An 11,951-nucleotide genomic window follows, 5' to 3' on the forward strand; every position below is an offset into this window, starting at 1 on the left:
TTAGCCACCACTGCTGCGGCAACAAAATCCAAGTTCCGGGAGAGTTAACATGGGCAAGATTATCGGTATCGACCTGGGGACCACCAACTCGTGCGTCTCCGTGCTGGAAAACGGCAAGGCCAAAGTAATTGAAAACGCTGAAGGCGCGCGTACTACGCCGTCGATCATCGCGTACGCCAACGATGGCGAAATTCTGGTTGGCCAGTCCGCCAAGCGTCAGGCAGTGACCAATCCGCATAACACCCTCTACGCGGTGAAGCGTCTGATCGGTCGCAAGTTCGACGAAGAAGTCGTTCAGAAAGACATCAAGATGGTGCCTTACAAAATCGCCAAGGCTGACAACGGCGACGCCTGGGTTGAAGTGAACGGCCAGAAAATGGCGCCGCCACAGATTTCGGCGGAAATCCTGAAGAAAATGAAGAAAACCGCCGAAGACTATCTCGGCGAAGCGGTGACCGAAGCGGTCATCACTGTTCCGGCCTACTTCAATGACAGCCAGCGTCAGGCCACCAAAGACGCCGGCCGCATCGCGGGCCTGGACGTCAAGCGCATCATCAACGAACCCACCGCGGCCGCTCTGGCTTACGGCATGGACAAGGCCAAGGGCGATCACACCGTGATCGTTTATGACCTGGGTGGCGGTACCTTCGACGTCTCCGTGATCGAGATTGCTGAAGTCGATGGTGAGCATCAGTTCGAAGTACTGGCCACCAACGGTGACACCTTCCTCGGTGGTGAGGACTTCGACATTCGTCTGATCGACTACCTCGTCGACGAATTCAAGAAAGAAAGCGGCATGAACCTCAAGGGTGACCCGCTGGCCATGCAGCGTCTGAAAGAAGCTGCCGAAAAAGCCAAGATCGAGCTGTCCTCGAGCCAGTCGACCGACGTGAACCTGCCGTACATCACTGCAGATGCCACGGGTCCGAAGCACCTGAACGTGAAAATCTCCCGCGCCAAGCTCGAAGCGCTGGTGGAAGACCTGGTTCAGCGCACCATCGAACCTTGCCGCATTGCAATGAAGGACGCCGGTATCGACGTGGGTTCGATCAACGACGTGATCCTGGTCGGCGGCCAGACCCGTATGCCGCTGGTTCAGAAGCTGGTGACCGATTTCTTCGGTAAAGAAGCGCGTAAAGACGTGAACCCGGACGAAGCCGTTGCCATGGGCGCCGCGATCCAGGGTGCTGTTCTGGCCGGTGACGTGAAAGACGTTCTGCTGCTCGACGTCAGCCCGCTGACCCTGGGTATCGAAACCATGGGTGGCGTGATGACTGCGCTGATCGAGAAAAACACGACGATTCCTACCAAGAAATCCCAAGTGTTCTCGACCGCCGATGACAACCAGAACGCCGTGACCATTCACGTGCTGCAGGGTGAGCGCAAGCAAGCTGCGCAGAACAAGTCCCTGGGCAAGTTCGACCTGGCCGAGATTCCACCGGCTCCACGTGGCGTGCCACAAATCGAAGTGACCTTCGACATCGACGCCAACGGCATCCTGCACGTGGGTGCGAAAGACAAGGCCACCGGCAAGACCCAGTCGATCGTGATCAAGGCCAACTCCGGTCTGTCCGAGGAAGAAATTCAGCAGATGGTTCGCGATGCTGAAGTCAACGCCGAAGAAGACCGCAAGTTCGAAGAGCTGGCCAGTGCTCGCAACCAGGGTGACGCCCTGGTGCACTCGACTCGCAAGATGATCGCTGATGCTGGCGACAAAGTGACTGCTGAAGAGAAAACCGCCATCGAGGCTGCCGTGGTTGCCCTTGAAGCAGCTGTCAAAGGCGACGACAAGGCAGCCATCGAGGCGAAGATCGAAGAGCTGTCCAAGGTCTCCGCTCCAGTGGCTCAGAAGATGTACGCCGAGCAGGCTCAGCCGGCTGAAGGCGCAGCGCAGCAAGGCGAGTCGGCCGAAAAAGCCGATGATGTCGTTGATGCCGAGTTTGAAGAAGTGAAAGACCACAAGTAATCGCTTGTTGGTCGGCCGGTTGACTGCATTTGTGCGGTGACTGGTAGGATGTCGCCGCGCGGGAGCTTGCTCCCGCGTTGGCGTGTCTGGAGTCAGTGAATTTTTACAGCATGCGACAGCGGTCGGATGCTGGCGGTGTGATCGGGAATGCTCCTGCTTTCCGAGCGAGAGACGCCGCGTTTTGGCCGGTTCCCTGGCTGAAAGAGGTGGGTTTGTACGGAAAGTCGCACTTTTCGTTCAAGGCCCAAGACCAGGATCGTTGAATCGACGTGAGTTGGGTCCGGGCCTGTATTGCGGCTCAACGAGTTTGGCAAGGTTCAGGAGAGGTTTGCCGGACGTCCTATAAGAGTGCAAAGACTAATGGCAAAGCGTGACTATTACGAAGTATTGGGTGTCGAGCGTGGTTCAAGCGACGCGGACCTGAAAAAGGCCTACCGTCGTCTGGCAATGAAGCACCACCCGGACCGTAATCCCGACGACAAAGCGTCGGAAGAGTTGTTCAAGGAAGCCAACGAGGCTTACGAAGTACTGTCCGATTCCAGCAAGCGTGCAGCTTACGACCAGTATGGTCATGCCGGCGTCGACCCGAGCATGGGTGGCGGCGGTGCCGGTTTTGGCGGGCAGAACTTCTCCGATATTTTCGGTGATGTGTTCAGTGACTTCTTCGGCGGCGGTCGCGGTGGTGCCCGTGGCGGCGCCCAGCGTGGCAGCGACTTGCGCTACACCCTGGAGTTGAATCTGGAAGAGGCGGTGCGCGGTACGACCGTCAACATCCGCGTCCCTACGCTGGTCAATTGCAAACCGTGTGACGGTTCGGGCGCCAAGAAGGGCTCCTCGCCCGTCACTTGCCCGACCTGCGGCGGCATCGGTCAGGTGCGCATGCAACAGGGTTTCTTCTCTGTACAGCAGACCTGCCCGCGTTGCCATGGCCAGGGCAAGATCATCTCCGATCCGTGCGATTCCTGCCACGGCGAAGGGCGCGTCGAAGAGTACAAGACGCTGTCGGTGAAAGTGCCGGCCGGTGTCGATACCGGTGATCGCATCCGTTTGTCCGGGGAGGGCGAGGCGGGTGCCCAGGGCGGTCCGACCGGCGACCTGTACGTGGTTATCAATGTGCGTGAGCACGCGATATTCCAGCGCGACGGTAAGCATCTGTTCTGCGAAGTGCCGATCAGTTTCGTCGATGCGGCCTTGGGCGGCGAGCTTGAGATCCCGACCCTCGATGGTCGTGTGAAGCTGAAAATCCCCGAGGGCACGCAAACCGGCAAGCAGTTCCGGATTCGCGGCAAGGGGGTTGCGCCGGTGCGTGGCGGCGGTGCGGGTGACCTGATGTGCCGTGTTGCGGTGGAAACTCCGGTCAACCTGAGCCGGCGTCAGCGCGAACTGCTGGAGGAGTTCCGCAGTTCCCTGGCGGATGACAATAGCCACTCCCCGAAAACCACGGGCTGGTTCGAAGGCGTGAAGCGCTTCTTCGGCGATCTGTAAGGAGCTCGCATGCGACGTATAGCTGTGATGGGCGCTGCCGGGCGCATGGGCAAGGCGTTGGTCGAGGCGGTGCAGCAGCGCTCGCCGCTCTCGGGCCTGACAGCCGCTATCGTCCGGCCCGACAGTACGCTGGTCGGTGCTGATGCGGGTGAGCTGGCATCCCTGGGGCGTATCGGCGTCCCGATGTCCGGTGGCCTGGAAAAGGTCTTGGATGAGTTCGATGTCCTGATCGATTTCACCCTGCCGCAAGTGATGCTGAAAAACCTTGCCATTTGCCGCAAGCATGGCAAGGCGATGGTCATTGGCACGACCGGGCTGGATGCTGCGCAAAAGCAGTTGCTGGCCGAGGCTGGCAACGATATTCCGATCGTGTTTGCGGCGAACTTCAGTGTGGGTGTGAATCTGTCGTTGAAGCTGCTGGAGATGACGGCTCGGGTCCTGGGTGACGATGCGGACATCGAAATCATCGAGGCTCACCATCGGCACAAGATCGACGCGCCTTCGGGCACGGCCCTGCGCATGGGCGAAGTGATTGCCGATGCCTTGGGGCGCGATCTGCAGAAGGTCGCCGTCTACGGGCGCGAAGGGCATACCGGCGCCCGTGAGCGAGACACCATCGGTTTCGCCACGGTGCGTGGTGGTGATGTGGTGGGGGATCACACCGTGCTGTTTGCCACAGAGGGCGAGCGTCTGGAGATCACTCACAAGGCATCAAGCCGGATGACCTTCGCCAAGGGTGCGGTGCGTGCCGCTTTGTGGCTGGATGGTCGCGAGCCTGGTCTGTACGACATGCAGGATGTTCTCGACCTGCGTTGATGCCATTGAAAACAGGGTTCAGGTTATACTGAGCCCCGTTTTACACCGCCTCGCGACGACCTGTCGCATTCCCCTGCCTTTAAGGCTCATTAGCGGTGGACCAAAAAAGCCTTTTTCTGTAAGCTACAGCTTTAGTGTGTCCACTAAAAGCGCGCAGAATAATTCAGTGAACAAGCGGGGTGACGTGTCCATACGTCACTCCGCTTTTTTACAACCTGCGATCGCCCTTTCAGGCTTTATTTACGGGAGGTCTTCTTGACTAAGCCAGCCATACTCGCCCTTGCTGATGGCAGCATTTTTCGCGGCGAAGCCATTGGAGCCGACGGTCAGACCGTTGGTGAGGTGGTGTTTAACACCGCAATGACCGGCTATCAGGAAATTCTTACCGATCCTTCCTACGCCCAGCAAATCGTTACTTTGACTTACCCGCACATCGGCAACACCGGCACCACGCCGCAAGATGCCGAGTCCGATCGTGTCTGGTCCGCCGGCCTGGTCATCCGTGACCTGCCGCTGGTAGCGAGCAACTGGCGTAACACCATGTCCCTGTCCGACTACCTGAAAGCCAACAACGTTGTGGCGATCGCCGGTATCGACACCCGTCGCCTGACCCGCATCCTCCGGGAGAAAGGCGCGCAGAACGGCTGCATCATGGCCGGTGACAACATCACCGAAGAGGCCGCCATCGCCGCTGCCCAGGGCTTCCCTGGCCTTAAGGGCATGGATCTGGCGAAAGTCGTCAGCACCAAGAAGCAGTATGAGTGGCGCTCCACGGTCTGGGACCTGAAAACCGACAGCCACGCGACGATCGAAGCCTCCGAGCTGCCATACCATGTGGTGGCCTACGACTACGGCGTCAAGCTCAACATTCTGCGCATGCTGGTGGAGCGCGGCTGCCGCGTGACCGTGGTGCCGGCGCAAACCCCGGCGGCAGATGTCCTGGCCCTCAACCCTGACGGCGTGTTCCTGTCCAACGGCCCGGGTGACCCCGAGCCTTGCGACTACGCTATCCAGGCGATCAAGGACGTGCTGGAAACCGAGATCCCGGTGTTCGGCATCTGCCTCGGTCATCAGTTGCTGGCCCTCGCGTCGGGCGCCAAGACCTTGAAAATGGGGCACGGCCACCACGGTGCCAACCACCCGGTCCAGGACCTGGATACTGGCGTGGTGATGATCACCAGTCAGAACCACGGCTTTGCGGTGGATGAGGCGACCTTGCCGGCAAACGTGCGGGCGATCCATAAGTCGCTGTTCGACGGCACGCTGCAAGGCATCGAGCGTACCGACAAGAGCGCATTCAGCTTCCAAGGCCACCCTGAAGCGAGCCCTGGCCCGAACGATGTAGCGCCGCTGTTCGATCGCTTCATCACCGAGATGGCCAAGCGACGCTGACCGCGTGAAGCCCGAGGGCGGCCCCGAAACCGGCGGTCCCCTTGGGCGCTGCAAAGATTGTTCGACGGCCTAGCCGACTGACCTGCGGATTTGAGTGACAAACCCATGCCAAAACGTACAGACATAAAAAGCATCCTGATTCTCGGCGCTGGCCCGATCGTGATCGGCCAGGCTTGCGAATTCGACTACTCCGGCGCCCAGGCCTGTAAAGCCCTGCGCGAAGAGGGCTATCGCGTCATCCTGGTGAACTCCAACCCGGCCACCATCATGACCGACCCGGCCATGGCCGACGCCACCTACATCGAGCCGATCAAGTGGCAGACCGTTGCCAAGATCATCGAAAAGGAGCGCCCGGACGCACTGCTGCCGACCATGGGTGGCCAGACTGCATTGAACTGCGCCCTGGACCTGGAACGTGAAGGCGTCCTGGAGAAGTTCGGCGTGGAAATGATCGGCGCCAACGCCGACACCATCGACAAGGCCGAAGACCGTTCGCGCTTCGACAAGGCGATGAAATCCATCGGCCTGGACTGCCCACGCTCGGGCATCGCCCATAGCATGGAAGAGGCCAACGCCGTTCTGGAGCGTCTGGGTTTCCCGTGCATCATCCGTCCGTCCTTTACCATGGGCGGCACCGGTGGCGGCATCGCTTACAACCGTGAGGAATTCGAAGAAATCTGCGCCCGTGGTCTGGACCTGTCGCCGACCAAAGAGCTGCTGATCGACGAATCCCTGATCGGCTGGAAAGAATATGAAATGGAAGTTGTCCGCGATAAAAAGGACAACTGCATCATCGTCTGCTCCATCGAAAACTTCGACCCGATGGGCGTGCACACTGGTGACTCGATCACCGTTGCGCCAGCCCAGACCCTGACTGACAAGGAATACCAGATCCTGCGTAACGCCTCCCTGGCGGTACTGCGCGAGATCGGCGTGGAAACCGGTGGCTCCAACGTCCAGTTCGGCATCTGCCCGAACACCGGGCGCATGGTGGTCATTGAGATGAACCCGCGGGTATCCCGTTCCTCGGCCCTGGCCTCGAAAGCCACCGGTTTCCCGATCGCCAAGGTCGCGGCCAAGCTGGCTGTGGGTTACACCCTGGACGAACTGTCGAACGACATCACCGGCGGCAAGACCCCGGCGTCTTTTGAGCCGTCCATCGACTACGTCGTCACCAAGCTGCCACGTTTCGCCTTCGAGAAATTCGCCAAGGCCGACGCCCGCCTGACCACTCAGATGAAGTCGGTCGGTGAAGTCATGGCCATCGGCCGGACTTTCCAGGAATCCCTGCAAAAAGCTCTGCGCGGTCTGGAAGTGGGGGTTTGCGGCCTCGATCCGAAGCTGGACCTGAGCCATCCGGACGCCATGAGTGAGCTCAAGCGTGAGCTGACCGTGCCGGGCGCCGAGCGGATCTGGTACGTGGCGGACGCCTTCCGTGCCGGCATGACCGTCGAACAGATCTTCGGCATGAACATGATCGACCCTTGGTTCCTGGTGCAGATCGAAGATCTGATCAAGGAAGAAGAGAAGGTCAAGACCCTGGGCATGTCCAGCATCGACCATGCCACCATGTTCCGCCTCAAGCGCAAGGGCTTCTCCGACATGCGCCTGGCAAAACTGCTGGGTGTGACCGAAAAGAGCCTGCGTGCGCATCGCCACAAGCTTGAAGTGTTCCCGGTCTACAAGCGCGTTGACACTTGCGCCGCCGAGTTCGCCACCGACACCGCTTACCTGTACTCCACGTACGAAGAAGAGTGTGAAGCCGCGCCGTCGACTCGTGACAAGATCATGATCCTGGGCGGCGGTCCTAACCGGATCGGCCAGGGTATCGAGTTCGACTACTGCTGCGTGCACGCGGCACTGGCGCTGCGCGACGACGGGTACGAGACCATCATGGTCAACTGCAACCCGGAAACCGTGTCCACCGACTACGACACCTCTGATCGCCTGTATTTCGAACCAGTGACCCTGGAAGACGTGCTGGAAATCGTCCGTGTCGAGAAGCCAAAAGGCGTGATCGTCCAGTACGGCGGCCAGACCCCTCTGAAACTGGCGCGTGCCCTTGAAGCGGCCGGTGTGCCGATCATCGGGACCAGCCCGGATGCCATCGACCGTGCCGAAGACCGTGAGCGCTTCCAGCAAATGGTCGAGCGCCTGAACCTGCGTCAGCCGCCTAACGCTACCGTGCGCAGTGAAGACGAAGCCATTCGTGCCGCCGCCAAGATCGGTTACCCGCTGGTGGTGCGTCCGTCCTATGTACTGGGCGGTCGGGCGATGGAAATCGTCTACCAGGAAGATGAGCTCAAGCGCTACCTGCGCGAAGCGGTTCAGGTGTCCAACGACAGCCCGGTGCTGCTGGACCACTTCCTCAACTGCGCTATCGAAATGGACGTGGATGCGGTCTGTGACGGCAAGGACGTAGTGATCGGCGCGATCATGCAGCACATCGAGCAGGCTGGTGTTCACTCCGGTGACTCTGCCTGTTCGCTGCCGCCTTATTCGCTGCCGGCCCACATCCAGGACGAAATGCGCGAGCAGGTCAAGAAAATGGCCTTGGAACTGGGCGTGGTCGGCCTGATGAACGTGCAACTGGCCCTGCAGGGCGAGGACATCTACGTCATCGAAGTCAACCCGCGCGCTTCCCGTACCGTACCGTTCGTCTCCAAGTGCATCGGTGTGTCCCTGGCGATGATCGCTGCACGGGTCATGGCTGGTAAGACCCTGAAAGAGCTGAACTTCACCAAGGAAATCATTCCGAACTTCTACAGTGTCAAAGAAGCGGTGTTCCCGTTCGCCAAGTTCCCTGGCGTGGACCCGATCCTCGGCCCTGAAATGAAGTCCACCGGCGAAGTCATGGGCGTGGGCGATACCTTCGGCGAAGCGTTTGCCAAGGCCCAGATGGGCGCCAGCGAAGTCCTGCCGACTGGCGGCACGGCGTTCATCAGCGTGCGTGATGACGACAAGCCGCTGGTTGCAGGCGTGGCCCGTGATCTGATCAACTTGGGCTTCGAAGTGGTCGCCACTGCCGGTACCGCCAAGCTGATCGAGGCGGCTGGCTTGAAGGTGCGCCGCGTGAACAAGGTGACCGAGGGGCGTCCGCACGTGGTCGACATGATCAAGAATGACGAAGTCACGCTGATCATCAACACCACTGAAGGTCGCCAGTCGATCGCCGATTCGTATTCCATCCGTCGCAACGCGCTGCAGCACAAGATCTACTGCACCACGACCATTGCTGCGGGCGAAGCTATCTGCGAAGCGCTCAAGTTCGGTCCCGAGAAGACCGTGCGTCGCTTGCAGGATCTACATGCAGGATTGAAGGCATGAGCATAACCAAGTACCCGATGACTGTTCAGGGCGCGAAGGCCCTGGAAGAAGAACACGCTTTCCTGACCAAGGTCGAGCGCCCGCGCTTGAGCCAGGCGATCGGTGAAGCCCGTGAGCTGGGCGATCTCAAGGAAAACGCCGAATATCATGCTGCCCGCGAGGAGCAGGGTATGGTCGAGGCGCGTGTCCGTGATATCGAAGGCCGCATGCAGAATGCCGTGATCATCGATGTCACGACGATCCCGCACACCGGCAAGGTCATTTTTGGCACTACGGTGGAAATCGCCAACGTTGAGACGGATGAAAGCGTCACCTACCAGATCGTTGGTGAGGATGAGGCGGACATCAAGCTCGGCAAGATTTCCGTCGGCTCTCCCATTGCTCGCGCCTTGATTGCCAAGGAAGAGGGTGATGTGGTGGCTGTGAAGACGCCGGGTGGTGTCATCGAGTATGAGATTGTCGAAGTCCGTCACATCTGAGCGAAGGCGTCCGCTGCGAGCTGGCGCCATGATCTGGCAGCTCACCCAGATGTTATGGGTGGGCGGCGTCTGGTTGCTGCACGTCGGTTTGCTGCCGGTGCTGGGTCGAATCGGCCTGGCACCGCTGCTCATCGATGAAATCGCAGCTATGCTGACGTCGCTTCTGGTGGGTTTTTCCTCGGCATGCGTAGTGTTTCAGGCTTTGGTGCTGGTTCAGGCCGAGGGCCTTGACAGTCTATGGCGCGACATTCGTGGGCAGTTGCTGCTCATGTCGTTGTATGCGTGCGGGATGTTTCTTGCTGTACGTCTCGGATGGCCGGATGCGAGCCTGTGGCAGGTATTCAGTTACCTGGTGCTGGGTTTTTCCGGGTTGGTGCTGGTGTTGCAACCGGTACCCGGATGGAGCAGCAGGGTGCGCGAAGCACACCCCTGACCCTTTGGCATTACTTGAAGCGGTGAACGTTCGACAGTTGCTTGTTGACGCTGAAATTCTTGCGATAAATCAGTGCCATCTTGCCGATGACCTGCACCAGGTCTGCCTTGCCGGTCTTGCACAGTTCGGCAACGGCAGCCAGGCGGGCTTCGCGATCGAGAATATTGAGCTTGATCTTGATAAGCTCATGATCGCCCAAGGCGCGTTCCAGCTCAGCTAGAACACCTTCAGTCAAACCGTTGTCAGCCACAGTCAAAACCGGTTTCAGATGGTGGCCAATGGATTTGTATTGTTTCTTCTGCTCTTGAGTGAGCGGCATAATCTGACCCCTGCGTCTGATCTTGTAAAAAGCGGCGGCCAGTTTACCCGAGCGAGTCCGGGACCGCCCAGTTAATCACGACCCGTTTTATTTTTTAGAGGTGGCCCGTGGCCCGTTCCAAGACTAGCCAGAACTGGCTCAGAGAGCATTTCAACGATCCGTACGTCAAAATGGCGCAAAAAGACGGCTATCGTTCTCGTGCCAGCTATAAATTGCTCGAAATCCAGGAAAAGGATCGTCTGATCCGCCCTGGTATGACCGTGATCGACCTCGGCGCCGCGCCGGGGGGATGGTCTCAGGTGACCAGTCGTCTGATCGGCGGTCAGGGGCGGTTGATCGCTTCCGACATCCTGGAAATGGACAGTATTCCCGACGTGACCTTCATCCAGGGCGATTTCACGGAAGACGCCGTGCTGGCGCAGATTCTCGAGGCTGTCGGAAATACGCAGGTGGACCTTGTGATTTCCGATATGGCCCCCAATATGAGTGGATTGGCAGCTGTCGACATGCCTCGGGCCATGTTCCTCAGCGAGTTGGCCCTGGACCTTGCCGGGCGGGTGTTGCGCCCAGGTGGTGATTTTTTGATCAAGGTCTTCCAGGGTGAAGGGTTTGATGAGTACCACAAGGGTATGCGCAAGCTGTTCGACAAGGTGCAGATGCGCAAGCCGTTGTCGTCGCGCGATCGCTCTCGTGAGCAGTATCTGCTGGCGCGGGGCTTTCGCGGAATCGAAGGTGCAGCCAGCGATGAGCGTCTTTGATACGGGCCGATAGTTTTTTTTGTCTCGCCTTGCAAGAGCCGTGTTACGAAAATTACACGGTCAGAGTTTCACAAAGGGTTACAGACGGCGCCTGCAAGAGTCGTAGGTAATGTAGTAAGTTAGGCTGGTGAATATCATGCGAAGCGCGCGCCAGTAGCGGAGCTTGCTTCAGAGGGTAGTTAATTGAACGATATGGCAAAGAATCTGATCCTGTGGTTGATCATCGCGGCTGTCCTTGTGACGGTGATGAACAACTTCTCCAGCCCTAACGAGCCGCAGACCCTCAACTATTCCGACTTCATTCAGCAAGTCAAGGATGGCAAGGTCGAGCGCGTTGCCGTCGATGGTTATGTGATTACCGGCAAGCGCACTGATGGCGACAGCTTCAAGACCATTCGTCCGGCGATTCAGGACAACGGCCTGATCGGTGACCTGGTGGACAACCATGTCGTGGTCGAAGGCAAGCAGCCTGAGCAGCAGAGCATCTGGACCCAACTGCTGGTGGCCAGCTTCCCGATTCTGGTGATCATCGCTGTATTCATGTTCTTCATGCGCCAGATGCAGGGCGGTGCCGGAGGCAAGGGCGGGCCGATGAGTTTCGGCAAAAGCAAGGCCCGGCTGCTCTCTGAAGACCAGGTGAAGACTACCCTGGCCGACGTCGCCGGGTGCGATGAGGCCAAGGAAGAGGTCGGCGAGCTGGTTGAATTCCTGCGTGATCCGGGCAAGTTCCAGCGTCTGGGCGGCCGTATCCCGCGCGGCGTGTTGATGGTGGGGCCTCCGGGTACCGGTAAAACCTTGCTGGCCAAAGCAATTGCCGGCGAAGCCAAAGTGCCGTTCTTCACGATTTCCGGCTCCGACTTCGTTGAAATGTTCGTGGGTGTGGGCGCCAGTCGTGTGCGTGACATGTTCGAACAGGCCAAGAAACACGCGCCATGCATCATTTTCATTGACGAAATCGACGCTGTCGGTCGCCATC

At 59.0% G+C, this 11,951-nt stretch carries 10 protein-coding genes; 9 read left to right on the forward strand and 1 reads right to left on the reverse strand.

What is annotated here, in order from left to right:
• Positions 1-49: 49 nt before the first annotated feature.
• The 7 genes from dnaK (at position 50) to AAIS01_RS23055 (ending at position 9,898) form a co-directional block, all read left to right on the forward strand.
• A complete protein-coding gene (gene dnaK / locus AAIS01_RS23025; protein WP_092394296.1) occupies positions 50-1,966 on the forward strand; it encodes a molecular chaperone DnaK in 1,917 nt (638 codons plus the stop codon).
• Between the two features lie 360 nt (positions 1,967-2,326).
• Positions 2,327-3,451: a molecular chaperone DnaJ gene (gene dnaJ, locus AAIS01_RS23030; RefSeq protein ID WP_047229065.1), complete on the forward strand. Its 1,125-nt coding sequence runs from the start codon at positions 2,327-2,329 to the stop codon at positions 3,449-3,451.
• A gap of 9 nt (positions 3,452-3,460) precedes the next feature.
• Entirely contained in the window at positions 3,461-4,267 is an 807-nt protein-coding gene (gene dapB / locus AAIS01_RS23035) for a 4-hydroxy-tetrahydrodipicolinate reductase (RefSeq protein ID WP_343470857.1), read from the forward strand.
• Between the two features lie 255 nt (positions 4,268-4,522).
• Positions 4,523-5,659, forward strand: coding sequence for a glutamine-hydrolyzing carbamoyl-phosphate synthase small subunit (gene carA, locus AAIS01_RS23040; protein WP_047229063.1), 1,137 nt, complete (start codon positions 4,523-4,525; stop codon positions 5,657-5,659).
• Between the two features lie 105 nt (positions 5,660-5,764).
• Entirely contained in the window at positions 5,765-8,986 is a 3,222-nt protein-coding gene (gene carB, locus AAIS01_RS23045) for a carbamoyl-phosphate synthase large subunit (protein WP_092394290.1), read from the forward strand.
• 2 nt (positions 8,987-8,988) lie between these two features.
• A complete protein-coding gene (gene greA, locus AAIS01_RS23050) occupies positions 8,989-9,465 on the forward strand; it encodes a transcription elongation factor GreA (RefSeq protein WP_030139783.1) in 477 nt (158 codons plus the stop codon).
• A gap of 28 nt (positions 9,466-9,493) precedes the next feature.
• Positions 9,494-9,898, forward strand: coding sequence for a hypothetical protein (locus tag AAIS01_RS23055; RefSeq protein WP_047229061.1), 405 nt, complete (start codon positions 9,494-9,496; stop codon positions 9,896-9,898).
• 10 nt (positions 9,899-9,908) lie between these two features.
• Here AAIS01_RS23055 and AAIS01_RS23060 read toward each other — a convergent pair whose 3' ends face one another.
• Entirely contained in the window at positions 9,909-10,217 is a 309-nt protein-coding gene (locus tag AAIS01_RS23060) for a YhbY family RNA-binding protein (RefSeq protein ID WP_003177852.1), read from the reverse strand.
• Between the two features lie 107 nt (positions 10,218-10,324).
• Between AAIS01_RS23060 and rlmE the strand changes: the two genes are divergently transcribed.
• Entirely contained in the window at positions 10,325-10,975 is a 651-nt protein-coding gene (gene rlmE, locus AAIS01_RS23065) for a 23S rRNA (uridine(2552)-2'-O)-methyltransferase RlmE (protein WP_047229060.1), read from the forward strand.
• A gap of 192 nt (positions 10,976-11,167) precedes the next feature.
• The coding region (locus tag AAIS01_RS23070) for an ATP-dependent metallopeptidase FtsH/Yme1/Tma family protein (protein WP_343470858.1) at positions 11,168-11,951 on the forward strand (784 nt) is incomplete at its 3' end.

The organism is Pseudomonas halotolerans (assembly GCF_039581215.1).
GTDB classification, from domain to species: Bacteria; Pseudomonadota; Gammaproteobacteria; order Pseudomonadales; family Pseudomonadaceae; genus Aquipseudomonas; species Aquipseudomonas tehranensis.